16 protein-coding genes are annotated in these 18,377 nt (G+C 31.2%); 2 read left to right on the top strand and 14 right to left on the bottom strand.

The genetic code is table 11. The features are described from left to right. Positions 1-30: 30 nt before the first annotated feature. The 3 genes from ettA to CELLY_RS13595 all read right to left on the bottom strand — a co-directional run bounded on the left by ettA (position 31) and on the right by CELLY_RS13595 (position 3,035). Positions 31-1,722 (bottom strand): energy-dependent translational throttle protein EttA, encoded by a 1,692-nt coding sequence (gene ettA / locus CELLY_RS13600; protein WP_013622263.1) that lies wholly within the window; start codon positions 1,720-1,722, stop codon positions 31-33. 87 nt (positions 1,723-1,809) lie between these two features. Next, positions 1,810-1,986 carry a CAL67264 family membrane protein gene (locus CELLY_RS17110; RefSeq protein WP_013622262.1) on the bottom strand — a complete coding sequence of 59 codons (177 nt, stop codon included), beginning with the start codon at positions 1,984-1,986 and terminating at the stop codon, positions 1,810-1,812. Between the two features lie 65 nt (positions 1,987-2,051). Next, complete coding sequence (locus CELLY_RS13595) at positions 2,052-3,035, bottom strand: Gfo/Idh/MocA family protein (protein ID WP_013622261.1); 984 nt, start codon at positions 3,033-3,035, stop codon at positions 2,052-2,054. Between the two features lie 92 nt (positions 3,036-3,127). Here CELLY_RS13595 and CELLY_RS13590 point away from each other — a divergent pair, with 92 nt between their 5' ends. Both CELLY_RS13590 and CELLY_RS13585 read left to right on the top strand, forming a co-directional pair. Next, positions 3,128-4,756, top strand: coding sequence for an acyl-CoA carboxylase subunit beta (locus CELLY_RS13590; protein ID WP_013622260.1), 1,629 nt, complete (start codon positions 3,128-3,130; stop codon positions 4,754-4,756). Positions 4,757-4,779: 23 nt separating this feature from the next. After that, positions 4,780-6,042: an MFS transporter gene (locus tag CELLY_RS13585; protein ID WP_013622259.1), complete on the top strand. Its 1,263-nt coding sequence runs from the start codon at positions 4,780-4,782 to the stop codon at positions 6,040-6,042. 41 nt (positions 6,043-6,083) lie between these two features. Here the strand turns inward: CELLY_RS13585 and CELLY_RS13580 are convergent, their stop codons facing one another. From CELLY_RS13580 to CELLY_RS13530, 11 genes are all read right to left on the bottom strand, one after another. Next, positions 6,084-8,174 carry a YfbK domain-containing protein gene (locus tag CELLY_RS13580; protein WP_013622258.1) on the bottom strand — a complete coding sequence of 697 codons (2,091 nt, stop codon included), beginning with the start codon at positions 8,172-8,174 and terminating at the stop codon, positions 6,084-6,086. A gap of 5 nt (positions 8,175-8,179) precedes the next feature. Then, positions 8,180-8,776: a carboxypeptidase-like regulatory domain-containing protein gene (locus CELLY_RS13575; RefSeq protein ID WP_013622257.1), complete on the bottom strand. Its 597-nt coding sequence runs from the start codon at positions 8,774-8,776 to the stop codon at positions 8,180-8,182. 92 nt (positions 8,777-8,868) lie between these two features. Further along, complete coding sequence (locus CELLY_RS13570; protein WP_013622256.1) at positions 8,869-9,924, bottom strand: AMP-binding protein; 1,056 nt, start codon at positions 9,922-9,924, stop codon at positions 8,869-8,871. Continuing rightward, positions 9,911-10,849, bottom strand: a complete 939-nt coding sequence (locus tag CELLY_RS13565) for a CPBP family intramembrane glutamic endopeptidase (protein ID WP_013622255.1) — start codon at positions 10,847-10,849, stop codon at positions 9,911-9,913. The genes CELLY_RS13570 and CELLY_RS13565 overlap by 14 nt, the downstream gene beginning before the upstream one ends. Beyond that, on the bottom strand, positions 10,840-11,889 hold the full coding sequence (locus CELLY_RS13560; RefSeq protein ID WP_013622254.1) for an o-succinylbenzoate synthase: 1,050 nt from the start codon (positions 11,887-11,889) through the stop codon (positions 10,840-10,842). The genes CELLY_RS13565 and CELLY_RS13560 overlap by 10 nt, the downstream gene beginning before the upstream one ends. An 11-nt stretch (positions 11,890-11,900) precedes the next feature. Beyond that, on the bottom strand, positions 11,901-12,581 hold the full coding sequence (locus CELLY_RS13555) for a metal-dependent hydrolase (protein ID WP_013622253.1): 681 nt from the start codon (positions 12,579-12,581) through the stop codon (positions 11,901-11,903). Positions 12,582-12,603: 22 nt separating this feature from the next. Then, on the bottom strand, positions 12,604-14,634 hold the full coding sequence (locus CELLY_RS13550; RefSeq protein WP_013622252.1) for a sensor histidine kinase: 2,031 nt from the start codon (positions 14,632-14,634) through the stop codon (positions 12,604-12,606). A gap of 403 nt (positions 14,635-15,037) precedes the next feature. After that, on the bottom strand, positions 15,038-15,784 hold the full coding sequence (locus tag CELLY_RS13545) for a LytR/AlgR family response regulator transcription factor (RefSeq protein ID WP_013622251.1): 747 nt from the start codon (positions 15,782-15,784) through the stop codon (positions 15,038-15,040). A 36-nt stretch (positions 15,785-15,820) separates the two neighbouring features. Then, complete coding sequence (gene menA / locus CELLY_RS13540) at positions 15,821-16,735, bottom strand: 1,4-dihydroxy-2-naphthoate octaprenyltransferase (protein ID WP_013622250.1); 915 nt, start codon at positions 16,733-16,735, stop codon at positions 15,821-15,823. A 1-nt stretch (position 16,736) separates the two neighbouring features. After that, positions 16,737-17,345: a sporulation protein gene (locus tag CELLY_RS13535; RefSeq protein ID WP_013622249.1), complete on the bottom strand. Its 609-nt coding sequence runs from the start codon at positions 17,343-17,345 to the stop codon at positions 16,737-16,739. 149 nt (positions 17,346-17,494) lie between these two features. Further along, entirely contained in the window at positions 17,495-18,322 is an 828-nt protein-coding gene (locus CELLY_RS13530) for a CvfB family protein (protein ID WP_013622248.1), read from the bottom strand. Positions 18,323-18,377 lie beyond the last annotated feature (55 nt).

Genomic DNA, 18,377 nt, shown 5'->3' with positions numbered 1-18,377 from the left:
TTTTTTTTATTTTGAATTAATTAAATAGAACTACCTAATTAATTTTTTATACTTAATACGTTTTGGCATTAAATCGCCACCTAAACGTTTTTTCTTATTCTCTTCATAATCAGAGAAAGATCCTTCAAAGAAATATACTTGCGAGTCTCCTTCAAAAGCTAATATGTGTGTACAAATACGATCTAAAAACCATCTATCGTGAGAAATAACTACAGCACAACCCGCAAAATTATCTAAACCTTCTTCTAATGCACGTAATGTATTTACATCCAAATCGTTTGTAGGTTCATCTAAAAGTAAAACGTTACCCTCTTCTTTTAACGTCATAGCTAAGTGTAAACGGTTACGCTCACCACCAGATAACATGCTTACTTTTTTGTTTTGCTCACTACCAGAAAAATTAAACCTACTTAAATAAGCTCTAGAATTTACTTGCTTACCTCCCATCATAACCAACTCTTGCTCATCACTAAAGTTTTGCCAAATTGTTTTTTCTGGGTCAATGTTAGAGTGACTTTGGTCTACGTAGGCAATTTTAGCAGTTTCACCAACACTAAATTCTCCTTTATCTGGAGTTTCTTCACCCATTATCATTCTAAAAATTGTGGTTTTACCAGCACCGTTAGGGCCAATAATACCTACAATACCAGCTTGTGGTAGTTTAAAGTTTAAATCTTCATAAAGTAACTTATCATCAAAAGCTTTGCTAACCCCTTTAGCCTCAATTACGTTTGTTCCTAAACGCGGACCATTAGGTATGTAAATTTCTAATTTTTCGTCAAGTTGTTTTTGATCTTGGCTCATTAATTTATCATAGTTCTTTAAACGTGCCTTTTGCTTAGTTTGTCTTCCTTTAGGACCTTGACGCACCCATTCTAACTCTCGTTCTAATGTTTTTTGACGCTTAGACGCTGTTTTACTTTCATCTGCCATACGTTTAGATTTTTGGTCTAACCAGCTAGAGTAGTTTCCTTTCCAAGGAATGCCTTCACCTCTATCTAACTCTAAAATCCAACCAGCTACATTATCTAAAAAGTATCTATCATGCGTTACTGCAATAACAGTACCTTTGTACTGTGCTAAATGGTGCTCTAACCAATGTACAGATTCTGCATCTAAGTGGTTGGTAGGTTCATCTAAAAGCAAAATTTCTGGTTCTTGTAACAACAGTCTACATAAAGCAACTCTTCTGCGCTCACCACCAGATAATACACTTATTTTTTTATCACCATCAGGAGTACGCAAAGCATCCATAGCAATTTCTAATTTAGTATCTAACTCCCAAGCATTGCTAGCATCTATTTGGTCTTGTAAAACTGCTTGCCTAGCCATTAGCTTGTCCATCTTATCTGCATCAGAATACACTTCTTCTAAGCCAAACATATCGTTTATCTTATTGTACTCATCTAAAATGGCTACAGTTTCTGCTACACCTTGCTTAACTATTTCTAAAACAGTTTTATCTTCATCTAGCTTAGGTTCTTGTTCTAAATACCCAACTTTATAACCGGGAGAAAAAACTACATCACCTTGGTAATTTTTATCTAAACCAGCTATAATTTTTAATAAAGTAGATTTACCAGATCCGTTAAGACCAAGAATACCTATTTTGGCTCCATAAAAGAAACTTAAGTATATATTTTTTAACACTGGAGTATTGGCCGTTTTAAAGGTTTTTGTAACTCCAGACATTGAAAAAATGACTTTTTTATCGTCAGACATATCTTGTATTATTAGTTGTTATTATTTTGAATTAAAAAAAGGCAAAACAGCATAGAATTATGCCGTTTTGCCTACATATATTTTGTTTTACACTCTACCTTTAAGTGCATTAAAAACCCATGCAATAGCAAAAAAGCCAATTCCTACGGCTGCAAAACCCCATCCGGCAACATCATCATATCTAAATGCACCAAGTGCAATTAATGCTAAGCCTACAAGTATCATAATAAATGTAGCCCAAGCTAAAACTGTATTTTTATTCATCTTCTATTATTGTTGGTTTATTAGATGCCAAATATCGTAATTTTAAAGGTAAAATACCTAATAAATTAAGCTTCAAAAGGAAAAACTATACCTGTTTGATCTCTAATTTGATCTAATAAATGTATTAAATCTAAACTATTTTGATGAGACCATAGGCTACTTTGTATTTGGTTGTTAGCAATGCATTTGTGCACTTCTTCTATTTCATATGTGTAACCAATTCCTTTTTTGGCTGTTTTATAATACTCTTTCTCTCGAGCCTTTTCAATATAATACTCTTCAGCCTCGTGCCATCTAGTTTCTAATTTTAACGTTGCTTTTTCACCAGATATTTCTGAGCTTGTTTCTGTGCTTGCCGTTAAACCACTATACAAATGCGCCTGTGCGTTATCATATTTAAAAATAATAGAAATTTGTTTTTCTATTCCGGTTTTATAAAAATTAGCTGTCGCTAATATTTCATTTGGCTTTCCTAACAAAAGGTACGATAAAAATACAGGATAAATTCCTATATCTAATAAAGAGCCACCTGCTAAATTTGGATTTAAAAGTCTACTCTCCTCTGCCCTATCTAAACCATAAAAAGCAAAATCAGACTTAATATAACTTATAGTTCCTAACTCATTAGCATCTACAATTTGCTTTACTTTTTGTATAGATGGTAAAAACCTACTCCATAAAGCTTCCATTAAAAAAACATTGTTTTTAACAGCAGCAGCAATCATACTTTGCACTTGCTCTTTGTTAACTCCCATTGGTTTTTCGCACAAAACGTGCTTACCACTGTTCATAGCTTGTATACTAAAATTAATATGCAAGGTATGCGGAGTAGCTATGTAAACAACATCTACATCTGTACAATTAAATAAATCTTGGGCATTGGTATATCTATTTTTTACATTGTGTTTATCTGCAAACGTATTTGCTTTTTCTTCACTTCTAGAAGATACTGCAACTAAATTTGCATTTTTAACCAAAGCTAAATCTTTAGCAAACTTATCTGCAATATTCCCTAAACCAACTATACCCCAACCTATTTTTTTGCTCATCAATCAACTATTTTTTTAAACTTTTATCAAAGTTAATCAATATCATATATATTATTCCACTTATCTTTATGGTCTAAAGCAATTTTTACAGAATGGATATAAATTTCAATAAGAACGAAGATCACAACAAACTCCTTTTATCAGATTTAAAACATAAACTGACCAAAGTAAAGTTGGGTGGTGGCAAAAGTAAAATTGAAAAACAACACGCCAAAGGCAAAATGACAGCCAGAGAGCGTATAGACTATCTTTTAGATAACAATACAGATGTTATAGAAATAGCTGCTTTTGCAGGAGAAGGAATGTACAAAGAACATGGCGGGTGCCCATCTGGAGGAGTTATTGTTAAAATAGGATATATACAAGGCAAACAATGTATTGTTGTTGCTAATGACGCCACTGTTAAAGCTGGTGCTTGGTTTCCTATAACTGGCAAGAAAAACTTAAGAGCCCAAGAAATTGCAATAGAAAATAAATTACCAATAATTTATTTGGTAGACAGTGCTGGTGTTTATTTACCAATGCAAGATGAAATTTTTCCTGACAAAGAGCATTTTGGACGCATTTTTAGAAATAATGCGGTAATGAGTAGTATGGGAATTACCCAAATATCTGCAGTAATGGGAAGTTGTGTTGCAGGTGGTGCTTATTTACCAATTATGAGTGATGAAGCTTTAATTGTAGATAAAACAGCTAGTATATTTTTAGCGGGTAGCTACCTTGTTAAAGCTGCTATTGGAGAAAGCATTGATAACGAAACTTTAGGTGGCGCTACTACACATTGCGAAATATCTGGTGTTACTGATTACAAAGCTAAAGATGACGCAGATGCTTTAGATAAAATAAAAAAAATAGTAGCTAAAATTGGTGATTTTGACAAGGCTGGCTTTAACAGAATTGAACCTAAAAAACCAAAATTAGACCCTAAAGATATTTATGGTATTTTACCAAAATCTAGAAGCGACCAGTATGATATGCTTGAGATTATTAAGCGTTTGGTTGATGATTCTGAGTTTGAAGAATACAAAGAAGGTTACGGAAAAACTATAATTACAGGTTATGCTCGTATAAATGGTTGGGCTGTTGGTATAGTTGCTAACCAACGAAAGTTGGTAAAAACCAAAAAAGGAGAAATGCAATTTGGAGGTGTTATTTATAATGACAGCGCAGATAAGTCTACCCGTTTTATAGCAAATTGCAACCAAAAGAAAATACCGCTTGTATTTTTACAAGATGTTACCGGCTTTATGGTTGGTAGTAAAAGTGAACATAGTGGTATAATTAAAGACGGAGCAAAAATGGTAAATGCAGTTAGCAACTCTGTAGTTCCAAAATTTACTATTGTTATTGGCAACAGTTATGGTGCTGGTAATTACGCTATGTGTGGTAAAGCATATGACCCAAGGTTAATTGCTGCTTGGCCTAGTGCAGAGCTTGCTGTAATGAGTGGTAATTCTGCTGCAAAGGTTTTAATGCAGATTGAAAAAGCTTCATTGCTGAAAAAAGGTGAAGAAATAGACGAGAAAAAAGAAAAAGAATTATTTGATAAAGTGAAAGCAAGATATGACGAGCAAATATCTCCTTATTATGCTGCTTCTCGTATTTGGACAGATGGTGTAATAGACCCACTAGATACCAGAAAATGGATCTCTATGGGTATTGAAGCCGCTAACCACGCTCCTATTGAAAAACCTTTTAACTTAGGAGTAATACAGGTTTAATTTTTACACTCAAAGTTCTATTTATCAACACTAAAAAAAAACATAATTGGCTATATCTGTTTCTCCTAATTTTATCAGGGGAAGCAGTTTTTATATTACCGTTTGTTTTAGCTAGAGTTTTTAGACCTACAGTTTTAGAGGTTTTTAATCTTACAAATTTAGAGCTAGGCACTTGTTTTTCTGTTTATGGTTTTGTTGCTATGGCTTCCTATTTATTAGGCGGACCAATTGCAGATAAATTTCCTCCTAGAAAACTAATTGCTGTAGCATTATTTGCTACTGCTTTAGGCGGATTGGTACTTGCAAGTAACCCTAGTTATTTTGTTCTTAAAATATTGTATGGTTATTGGGGATTTACAACCATTTTTTTGTTTTGGGCCCCAATGATAAAAGCTACACGCGTTTGGGGAGGAAACCACTCCCAAGGTAAAGCATTTGGTTTTTTAGATGGCGGTAGAGGTTTAGTTGGTGCTAGTTTTGGTGCTTTAGGTGTTTTTATATTTTCTTTATTTATAATTGGTTCTGTAGAAACTGCTAGCTTAGCAAATAGAGCAGAAGCATTTAATTATATTGTATGGGTAACTTCTGCAATAATTATTGTAATTGGTATTGTTGTTTGGTTTTTCTTAAAATCTAAAGAAATTAAAGAAGAAGAAATACAAATACAATCCATATCTACTCATCAAATAAAAACAGTTTTAAAAATACCATCTGTTTGGTTGTTAATGGTGATAATATTATGTGCTTATGTAGGCTATAAAATAACTGATGTTTTCTCGCTCTACGCAAAAGATGTAATGTTATATAATGAAGTAAAATCTGCTGAAATAGGCACAATTTTACTATTTATTAGACCGTTTATTGGAATTTTAATAGGTTTTATTGCAGATAAAAGCAAAACTACACTTTGGCTTATTATTAGTTTTATTTTTAGTATTTTAGGTGCTCTACTATTTGCATCAGGAATTATTAATCCTACAAGTACAACACTATTTATGGCTTCTATTTTAATTACTGTAACCGGAGTTTACGCGGTGCGTTCTTTATATTTTGCTACAATGCAAGAAGGTCATATACCTTTACTATTAACAGGAACTGCAGTAGGACTTATTTCTATTATAGGCTATACACCAGATATTTTTGCGGGCCCGTTAATGGGGATATTATTAGATAATTCTCCTGGTGAATTAGGTCACCAACACGTATTTATTATGCTGGCTATTTTTTCTTTTATTGGTTTAGTTGCCTCTATACTATTTTACAGATTACAGCATAAAAAGTGTTAACCATTGCTAGTTAACACTTAAAAATACAACCACTATTAACACTACAACTCTTTATGTGCAGCGTTTACTAAACGTATAAACTCTGCTCTGTAACCTTGTGCATCTTCCCCTCTGCCCTGTTCTGCTAACTCAATTATAGTAGTATAACTAGCATTATTTGTAAACTGAGATTTACGTAATTTAAGTCCGAATAAAGCAACTGCAGAAGCAAATTTAAAATCAGTAGACATTTCTGTTTCTTCATTTTTTTGAATGTGAACCATTTCTATACTTGTATCTTTATTTGGTTTCTTATACCTAAACTTTACCGTAAACAACTCATCCGTATAGCTATCTGCTGCTACTACATTTGTGTATTTTAATGGTGACACTTCTTTTAAATAATCACTTTTTACACCAACAGGTATCACCTCATAAAGTGCCGTTACCCTATGTCCGCTTCCCAACTCACCAGCATCTTTAGTATCATCTACAAAATCTTCATCTGCTAAAAGTCGGTTTTCATAACCAATTAAACGGTAAGCTTGTACTTTAGCAGGATTAAACTCAACCTGAATTTTTACATCTTTAGCAATAGTATACAGCGTACCTCCAAATTCATCACCAAATACTTTTTGTGCCTCTTGCATAGTATCTATATAAGCGTGGTTGCCGTTTCCTTTATCTGCTAAGGTTTCTAACTTAGAGTCTTTATAATTTCCCATACCAAAACCTAAAACAGATAAGAAAACTCCTGAAGCTCTTTTTTTCTCTATTAATTTTTCCATAGCTGTATCACTAGATGCGCCAACATTAAAATCACCATCTGTAGCAAGTATAACTCTGTTGTTTCCGTTCTTTTTAAAATTCTTTTCTGCTAATTTGTATGCTAATTTAATACCTTGTCCGCCTGCGGTAGAGCCACCAGCTTCTAATTTTTGTAATGCATTTATTATTTTTTCTTTTTGATCTCCATTAGTTGGAGGCAAAACTACACCAGCAGCTCCAGCATAAACCACAATGGAAACTTTATCTTTTTCTATAAGTTGATGCACCAACAATTTAAAAGCAGATATCAAAAGCGGTAACTTATTATGATCTTCCATAGAGCCAGAAACATCTATTAAAAAAGTTAAATTAGAAGCTGGTAACTCCTCATTTAAATACTCTTTTCCTTGTAAACCTATACGAACCAATTGTGTTTGTGTATTCCAAGGCGTTTTAGCCACATCTGTAGATATAGAAAATGGATGTTCGTCTGTTGGTTGCGGGTAATCATAATCAAAATAATTTACCATTTCTTCAATCTTAACAGCATCATAAGGTATATTGTCTCCGTTATTTATCATTCTTCTTACGTTACTATAACCTGCCTTATCAACATCTATAGAAAAAGTAGAAAGCGGATTTAGCGTAGCCTTTTTAAACTGATTTTCTGATAATTTAGCATATTCTTCATCATAATTAATTGTATTTGTATATCCTTTAGTGGTAATTACAATACATCCGTTTTTGGCTGAGTCTCCAAACAATACTCTTGCTTTAGGAGATTTAAAAACTTTCATAGATGTAATTTTTGATGGCTTAATTTTATAAATAGCTCTGTTACCCTCTTTAGCAGGAACTCCGTTTACAATATACAATGGATCCTTAGCTGTGTTAATTGATGATACACCTCTAATCTGAATTGGCTTACCTCTCTTTTTGGCTCCCTTTGTAACCTGTACACCTGCAACATTACCTGTTAATTGGCTAGAAATATTGTTTTGTATTTTTTCTCTCTTTGTTACCTTTCTGACATTACTACCTGTATATGATTTTCTTGAAGTTGTGCCATATGCCACAACAACCACTTCTTCTAAAGTTGCATTATCCTCTTCTAAAACTACATCTATTTTAAGACTATCTTTTACTACAACCTCTTTGTATTTATAGCCTATGTAGGTATATGCTAACGTATCTCCTTTTCTTGTTTTTATAGTGTATAAACCATCAAAATCTGTGGTTGTTCCGTATTTAGTCCCAGAACTAATGATATTTACTCCTGGCAAAGGACCAGTAACATCTGTAACTGTACCCGTAATTGTTAGTTCTTGTGCGTTTGCTTGTATGCTACATACAATTACGCAAAGTATAAATAATAGATTTTTCATAAGGTTTAGTTTCTTTTGGTTAGTAAATAGTTAGATGCTGCAACAGAATTAGCAACGTACACCTTTTCAATATCTGAAGGGTTTATGGTTTGTAAGATTGAAGTATCTGTGTAGCGTACACCATCTATAATAACAATGGTATTACTATCGCCACGCATTGTAATTTTTGGTGTATTATTAGTTTGAGTGTTTGTTATTTGTACACCCGGAACTTTTGTCCTAATTGTATTGTACAAATCTTGTGGTGTGTTTATATTTTCTGCATTAAACTCGTAAATATTAAATGGTAAAAAATACGATAGTTTAGCAAAGCAAATTGTAAAATCTTCTTGTAAGTTAACTGTTGACTTTATTTTTTTCTGTTTAATTTCTTTAGGTTTATAACCTAAACAGGTAAAGACAAGTTTATCATTCTTCATAGACTTTATTGAAAAATGACCATTAAAATCTGTTAATACGCCTTTGTTTGTTCCTTTAACAACAACATTTACTCCGGGCAAAGGGTTGTTATCACACATTACAGTTCCTGTAACTGTTTTTGTCTGAGCACTTAATTCTGTGCTAAAAAAAATGATACATAAGGCAATTAAAAAGTTTTTCATAATGATTGGTTTATAAGTTTAAAACAAACCTACAATAGAGTCATTAGTAGAAAAACACAGAATTAGGGAAGTGTACTTTTGAGTGAGTTAAGTTACTTTTTAAGTAATTCTAAAGTTTTAGTACGTTGAATTTTACCTGATTCTGTACGTACAAAATTAGTAATGTAGTTTACCTCCTTTGGTATTTCATAAGAGGTAAATGCAGTAGATTTTTTTAGCGTAGTAATAATATCTTCATTTTTTTGCTCCCCCTCTATTAGCAAAACAAGTTTGTTTTCTAAAACAGGGTCGGGCAAGCTTGTAATAAAAAAATCAGAATTAATATAGTCAGATAATTTAGCTTCAATCTGTTCTGGATTCAGTTTTATTCCACCAGAGTTTATAATATTATCAAACCTACCCAACCATTTAAATTCGTTTTCCGTTATAAGTTTTACAACATCGTTAGTAGTTATAATAACATCTGAGACTTTTGGCGCATTAATAATTAAGCAATTACGATTATCTAAAGAGACTGTAACGTTTGGTAAGGTTTTAAAAGAATCAGATTTAATTTCTTTTACTGCAATATGGGTAATGGTTTCCGTCATCCCATAAGTTTCAAACAAATGTGTAGACACGCTTTTTAATTTCTCTTTTAAATCTAATGAAACAGCTGCACCACCAATTATAAGTGTATCTATAAAGTGTAAATTATGCAAACAATTATAAACCTGCATAGGAACCATTGCAGAGAATTTATATTTTTTATTTATTTCTTTTAAAGGATTAGAACTGGGTTCTACAAAATCTATTTCTAAACCCAAAGCCAATGCTCTTACCAGCATCATTTTACCAGCAATATAACTTGCGGGTAAACATAATAAAGCTGTGTCACTTTCTTTTAAATTAAAGAAAGAACCTGTTGCTAAAGCAGAATTTACCATCTGCTGTTTTTGTAGTATTATTGGCTTAGGTGTGCCTGTAGAGCCAGAAGTATGAACAATTAATGTAGGCGAATTAGAAAGCCAATCTTGCAAAAAAGAGCCTATTTCTTTTTTAAAATTGTCTTTTTCTGCCAATTCTACAGCTAAAGAACACAATTGATCCTTAGTATATGAAATGCCGTTTAATTTAAACTTAGGATTAATGCTACTAAAATGCTTCATCTGTAAGCTGTTCTGCAGTCAATTCTTCTTCTTTAAAAACTTTACCAGTTAGCTTTTCTTTCCAGTTTGCCCATTTGTATTTTTTAGCAAAAAGGAATATTAGTATTGGATATATTACCAAAACTGGCACAAAAATATCCCAACCCAACTCTGGCTTACTAACATCTACATAAATAGAATCTGTCTGAAAAACGGTCCAATCTGCAGTAACAAGTAGTGCTCCTATTAAATTATTAGCAGCGTGAAAACCAAGAGCAAGTTCTAAACCGTCATCCATTAGCGTTATAATACCTAAAAAGAACCCCGTACCAATGTAGTACACCATTATACCATAACCAAGTGTTTCTACCTCTGGGTTTGCCATATGCATAACACCAAACAAAACAGATGTAATAATTAAAGGCACTAACCTATTTCCTGATAAAATACCAAGACCTTGCATCATATGCCCTCTAAAAAGGTACTCCTCAAAACTAGTTTGTAACGGAATTAAAAGTATGCTAATAATAGCTAAAGTTATAAAAGGCCCTAACTTAAAATTAAAAACAAAATCGTCTGGAGAAAGAACAAAACCAATAGCAAATAAAAATATGGTTAATAATCCCCAAAAAGCAAAAGAAAATCCAATACGTTTAAAATCTATCTTTTTTCTTGCGGTAGTTAAAGATGTTACAGATTGCCCATGCACAAGCTTTGTCCAACCTAAAACCACCAACAAACCAAATGCTAAAGGCACTAAGTTAATAGCAAACACTGGATTTCTACCAAATTGTTCTATTAACTTATTCATTAGCTCATCTACAGGAATTGGAGAGGTTTTTACAGAGATATAATTAAATATCATTAAAATTATAAACCCAGTTGGAAGTATAAAATACTTCCACATACCTCTTGTTTTTGCTTTGAGCCCTTGTTCTATATACATAAATCTTCTATTAAATTTTGTTGCCAATCTAAGTTATTACGGTAACTAATAGCTCCGTTACTAACCTCTAAAGGACTATTAAAATTGTTGGTATACAAACTACCAGTACCTAAACCTTGCGGCATTTTACTTTGCAAACCATAGGTCCATTGTGCAATTGCATTTAACCCTATATTACTTTCTAATGCACTTGTAACCCACCAACCAATATTATATTTTTCTGCTATGGAAATCCACTCTTGTGCCCCTTTAAAACCCCCAACTAAACTGGGTTTTAAAATTATATATTGCGGTTGTATTGTTTGTAGCAGTTCTTGCTTTTTTGTTACACTAAACACACCAATTAATTCTTCATCTAAAGCAATAGGCAATGGTGTAACTGCACACAAATTTTTCATTTTTGCGTAATTACCTTGTTTAATTGGCTGTTCTATAGAGTGTAAGTCCAATTCTGCTAAAATTTTAAGCTTATCTAAAGCATCTTCTTTAAAAGCACCGTTAGCATCTACACGCAGCTCTATTTCTTCTTTTTTGTATGTTTTCCTAATCGATTTTAAAAGCGAAACCTCTGTATCAAAATCTATTGCTCCAATTTTCATTTTAATACAGTTAAACCCGTCTTTCAGTTTTTGCTGTATTTGTTGGTGCATAAAAGACTCCTCTCCCATCCAAATTAATCCGTTTATTGGAATAGGAGCTTCTTTGGTTGAAAAATTATTTTCAAATAAAATAAAAGGATTATCTGCTGTTAATGATAAAAATGCTTGCTCTAAACCAAATTGTATACTAGGAAACTCTGTTAAATCATTTAAAAGAACCTCTAAGCCTAAATGAATGTTGTTACACACCCAATTTAGCTTTTCTTCATAGTTTGGAACATCGTCTATACTTAAACCTCTTAAAATTCCGCATTCACCAATTCCTGTTTTATTATCATTTTTTAAAATAATAAACCAAGTTTCTTTTTGGGTAAGTACACCACGGGAAGTACCACTAGGCCTTTTAAAATCTAGCGTGTATTTCTTATAAATTGCTTTCATAACAGTAAAAATTATACTGTAAGGGAATTGCCTATTGGCAATAAATGCAATAGTTTACCTGACGCTTTAAACTTTTCTATAGCTTTAGCTTCATCAATCTCTATAAAACCAAAAGTATCAAAGTGGTAGCCTAAAATAGTATTACATTCTATAAAGTCTGATGCAATAATAGCATCATCTACACCCATAGTAAAGTTGTCTCCTATTGGTAAAACGGCTAAGTCTAACTTAGTAAACATTGGTATAAGTTTCATATCCATAGTTAAGGCTGTGTCGCCAGCTATGTAAACACTTTTGTTTGCTGATGCGATAATAAATCCTCCAGGAAGACCACCCTCTGTACCATCTGCAAATGAAGATGTGTGTATAGCATTAACGTATTTTACAGTTCCAAAATCAAAAGACCAACTACCTCCATGATTCATTGGGTGTACTTTTAGTCCTTTATTTTCATAATACGTAGCAATCTCGTAATTACTAACTATTACTGCATTGGTTCTTGTAGCTATATCTTCTACATCTAAAACGTGGTCTTGATGTGCGTGGGTAACTAAAATGTAATCTGGGTTTAAAGAGTCTTTATCTACTTGATTATTATTCTTTGGATTACCAGAAATAAATGGATCTACCAAAACAGTTTTGCCTGCTACCTCTATTAACAAAGTTGCGTGACCAAGGAATGTAATTTTCATAGTATGTTATTTTAGTTCAAATTTATTTAAAATTGAACCAAAAACGAACTCCTTCTACAGATTTATCTATATTAAGTGTAGATTGTAATTGATTTACCAAACGGTTCATTAAACGAATTCCCATTGAAGATTTAGTTCTCTCATCTGTATCTTCTGGTAAACCAACACCGTTATCTGTATATTCAAAATAACCACCAGTTTCTGTATTTCTTAAATGAATGTATATTTTACCATTTTCATCATTATCTGGAAAAGCATATTTAAAAGAATTAGAAACAAGCTCATTTAGTATTAATCCAAAAGGAATTGCTCTATCAATATCTAACTCTACACCTTCTGCATCTATGGTAATGTTTATATTGTGACCTCCTTTTTTAAATACAGATTGTACACTGTTTACCAAACTCTCTACGTAGCCTTGCATTTCTATTACAGATAAATCATCATTCTGATATAGTTTTTGATGAATTAAAGCCATAGCTTTAACTCTACTTTTACCTTCTTCTAAAGCCATAATTGCAGCTTTACTTTTAGTATTTTTAGTTTGTAGACTTAACAAACTAGATACCATTTGAAGGTTGTTTTTTACTCTATGGTGAATTTCTTTTAAAAGCGAATCTTTTTCTGTTAACTGACTTTCTATAATATTATTTTGCTTAGCAATAACGCGTTGGTTTTTTATACTTTTGATGTAAGCAAATACCAAACCACCTAAGCCTAATAATGTAAATATTAACGATATTAAAATAAGACTCATACGCTCATCACTAGCCTGTGCCTCTATTTTTGCATTTTCTAATTCTATTTTCTTTTCATCTAATCTGTCTTCAGAATTTTCTAATTCTTTTTCAAAAACAGTTGCAATTTGCTGATGCTTTTTAAGCGTTTCATTAACTCTAATAGAATCGTTAATTTTTATATTGTTATTTAAATAGTAGTTGGCTTTTTTGTAATCGTTCATTTTTTGATAATAAACAGCCAACAATTGATTTTTGCGTAATACGTTAGATACTTTTATTGCACGTAAGTCATCATTAATAAGCTCTAAAACCTTATCTAATTTATTAGTCTGTAAATAGCAATTAGCTAAGTCTAAGGTGTTTTCTACCGCGTCTTGCGAATATACTTCTACGTTAAATTCTCTAATTTTAACCAAACTAGAGTCTAACAATGGTATAGCCTCTTCATACCTTTTTAAAAGCATATAGCATTTACCTATATTGCCCTCTATAACACCTTTTAAAAGAGCTCCTTTTGCCAACTCATCTTCAGTTTTTGGTCTGGCAATAGTATCTAAATATGTATTTATGTATTTGCGTGCTTCTTGATATTTTTCTAAGGCAACTTGTGAAGATTTATCTAACCTTAAAAAATCTCCTATTTTATTATTATAAACAGCTTGTCCGTAATAATCATCACTACTAACAACATTGCTTTTTTCTCTTATGTATTCGCTTCTGGCTTTTTGGTATAGGCCTTGGTCTGCATAAATATCATAAAATGAAATATTGTCTGCTAAACCTAGTTCTTTCTTTTCCTTACGTATTGCAATTTGTTTTTCATATAGTTTAAGCTGAGAATAATTCTCATCCATAATATCTAACAATGCACTTTTAAGGGTGTCACTAAGCTTTGTTTTATCTATATATAACTCATTGGTAATAGCAATACTTTTATCATACTGCACCAAGTCTTGATGTATGTGTGCTTGCAAAATTCTATAGTATTCTACAGAGCCATCATCCTGAGCATTTCTGGCCTTAGTTAACATAGAGTCTATACGCTCTAACCACTCATAGCTAGAGTTTTCTTTATATCTATTTGGTGTTTTATAAAAGTAGGCAAACTTATCTTTAGCAGACGGTATTTTAACAAAACTGTCTAAAACAGTTTGCTGTAATTGTATTTCTTGCGCATTAGACAGATTAATAAAAACAAACGAAAAAAAGAATACAGCAATATATGTTTTAAAAGAAAATATGCTGTTGTTTGTTTTTAAAGTGTACTGTGTATTTTTATTGTTGCTTAAAAATTTAGCAATTTTTGTAATCATATTACGGGTCTGTTATAAAAAATTCTTGCCTTACTTGGGTATAAGTAAAAGAGCGTAGTGCCCCAAAACACTCCTTTTTCTTAAGTTTTTGTTAAACTCTAGGGCAAGTTATGATTTTCTTAATAATTATAAGCTGAAAATAGTAAAAATAATAAGGCAAAACCTCTTAAAATGTATAAAAGAACTATAGTTATGTAAGAATTGCACCATTCTAATTATACTTAGCAAGTTTAATATTAAAATAAATAATTTATTTACTCTGTTTAATTGCTGGTAAATTAAAATATTACAAAAAAATGATTCTAATTAATAGCAAAAGAATATTATTTTTTGCAATGTGATATAAAAAAAAGCCTTACTAAATTATAGTAAGGCTTTACACGTTTGTAGTTGCTGTATTATTTTATGAATTCATAGAAGAAATAATAAATTCTTTAAACTCTTTAGATATTGGAATTAATTTATCATTAATCATAACATCTTTAGAATTTACCGCTCCAATATGATCTACATTTACAATGTATGATTTATGAGCTCTATAAAACTTATCTTTAGGTAATTTTTCTAAATAATCTTTTAAAGGAGATCTAACCAAGAACTTTTTATCTACTGTATTAACCTCTAGGTAAACATTATCTGCCTTTATAAACTGAATATCTGTAAAGTTTATTCTGTAATATAAATGTTGTTTTTTAACAAAAATAGAATCTTTTAAAACCGAATTAGACATTGGTTTTTCTACATCATCTTCTGTTAAACCTTGTTTATCTAAGTAGTTAAAGTTAGATAATGCAATTTCTATTGATGTGTATAAATCTTGTTGCTCAAATGGTTTAACTAAATAACCGTTAGGCTTAACAATTTTTGCTTTTTCTACTGTAGCTCTGTCAGAGTTAGATGTAACAAAAATAAAAGGTATATTGTAGTTATCTCTAATATGCTTTCCTAAATCTATACCTGTTTTGTCTGACGCTAGTATAATATCTATAAGTACCAAATCTACTTCTGTAGTTCTTAATACTTCTTCTGCTTGCTCGTAAACAATAACATTACCAACTATTTCATAGCCAATTTCTTCTAGCATAGATTGCATATCATCTGCTATAATAACGTTATCTTCTACAATTAAAATTTTAATGGGTTTTTCCAATTCAGTTGGTTTTTTATGGACTTAATCTATGCTAATTTACAAAAAATTATTAAAACTAAAATAAAACAAAATAGCGAATAAAAAACTACTTAAAGCCACTACTTTTAGTTCTGGGTCCATTGTTAAAGAATCCTTCATTTTTAATACTTTTATAAAGTGTTTAGCTATAGGAATATAAGCTAACAACCACATAAAATTTAGTACGTTAGTATAATTATATATTGTAAAAATTAATACACTTATAAAACTAGTTATAAGTATTGAATAATGGTACTTTTTTCCGTTTAAAAAACCCATTTTAACAACTATAGTGTTTTTTCCTGAGTTTTTATCAGATATAATATCTCTTAAATTATTAAGATTTAAGACAGCTACACTTAACAAGCCTATTGTAATAGCTGGTAAAAAAGCCATTGTAAAAAGTGTTTTTGTTAGTAAAAACATTGCGCCTAATACACTTACTAAGCCAAAAAAGATAAATACAAAAACATCTCCTAAACCTCTGTAGCCGTAAGCAGATTTACCTACAGTGTATTTTATTGATGCCCAAACAGCACAAAAACCAAGTATAAAAAACAATGCTATGTATATAATACTATCTGCTGTAAATGCTGTAAATGCTGTAAATATTAAACCTGCTATTAGCAGCAAGCATAATACAATAGCTACTATAATTCCTTTTTTAAGTTCTTTACGGGTTAATATACCACTTTGCAAAGCACGTTTTGGACCTATTCTGTCATCATTATCTGTACCTTTTACACCATCTCCATAATCATTAGCAAAGTTAGACGTTACTTGCAGTGCTACTGTAGTTAAAAGTGCTAGTATAAAAATTGTACTGTTGTTAAAACCATATAAACTAGCCAAAGCATAGCCTACAATAATTCCGGATATAGATAAAGGTAAGGTTCTTAACCTGGCTGCATTTACCCAAGCTTTTAATTTCATTTTAATTAGGATTCTCTATTTTTAATCTTTTGCCATTTTTATATGAAGCAACAAAGGCATCTTCAAAACCCATTTTTACAAGCTGTAACCTAAAAGTTCTAGCTTCTTCAATAGTCTCAAAATTTCCAATAGAATATGTATAAAAAGGGTTATTTTTTACAAATAACGTGTTTGCTAATGAGTTAGATACTAAGGTTACATTATTATCTACAAACGTTTTAACTTGTACAGAGTATATTACTTTTTTCTCTAAAATGTTACGTGCTAAGTAAAAGTCGTTTACAAAATTAAGTTCTTCGTTTTGCTCTTTTAAGTTATTAATACGTGATTTAATTACGTCTAAACTGTCTATAGATACTAGTATATTATTATTTTCTGCAGAGTTAAAAGCTCTTGCCCTTGTAGATAAGCCGGCAGAAAAAGAGGTAAAAACTAATGTTCCTAAGAAAAAAACAGCTGCTATTACACCCAGCACATTACGCTGCCTTTTTTTTCGTTTTAACTCTTTGTTTTTATATTTTATTTGATCTAATAAACGCTCGTTCATTAATTGAGCCTTATCTATATCCTTGTGTAGTTCTAATAAATCTACTTCTTCTATAAATGGCATATTCTTAATTTACAGGTTGGTTAATGTTTGCTTATAGTTATGGTATATGCAATTTAACGTTTTTTACACTAAAATAAAATAATGAATAACTTAATTTATATAACAAAAATAGCGCTGTAGGTTTTATTTTACAAAATAACGCTAATTATTTAACTCAAATATATTCCGTCTGACTTAATTTCTATTTTTCGTTCTCTGTATAATGTTCCTATTCCTTTTTTAAATGCTTTTTTACTTAGCTCTAACTCTCTTTTAATATCTTCTGGGTCAGATTTATCATGTAAACCTAAAAAGCCTCCATTTTCTTTTAATTTTTCGTAAATAGCATTAGCTACTGGTTCTAAAATTAAATGACCTAATGGCTGTAATGAAACATCAATTTTATTATCTGGTCTAATATTTTTTATATACCCTATTTGTTTATCTCCAATGGCAATATCTTTAAAAACCTCATTAGCGTAAACTAATCCTTTATGTAAGTTGTTAATTATTACCTCCCAACCAAGGTCTGTTTTTCGAGTAAACAAAATATTAACCTCATCATTATTATCTACGGTTAACTCTTCATTAGATAAAAACTTATCTAATTTGTTAGATGCTACCAACCTATCTGTTTGTTCATCTAAATAACAATAAACAATATACCATTGGCCGTCTACCATTTTTGTACGTTGTTCTCTAAAAGGCACTAACAAATGTTTTTCTAAACCCCATTCCATAAACGCACCAAAATTATTAACCTCAGCTACACGTAACAAATGAAAATCGTTACGTATAATATAGGGTTTTAAGGTTGTAGCAATAGGTCTTTCATCATAATCTAAATAGCAAAATACAGTAAGCATATCACCTATTTCAAAATTCTCTGGTACATACTTATTTGGCAATAAAACATCATTACCATCTGTATCTCCTAAAAACAACCCAACACTGGTGTCTCTTAATATTTCTAAAGTGTTATATTTTCCTAATTCCATTTTAACTATTGTATGCTTGCAAAAGTACAGTAAAAAAAAGAGGCTACCTTGTTTA

Source organism: Cellulophaga lytica DSM 7489, assembly GCF_000190595.1.
Classification (GTDB): domain Bacteria; phylum Bacteroidota; class Bacteroidia; order Flavobacteriales; family Flavobacteriaceae; genus Cellulophaga; species Cellulophaga lytica.
This window is presented reverse-complemented; position numbering and strand designations above follow the sequence as displayed.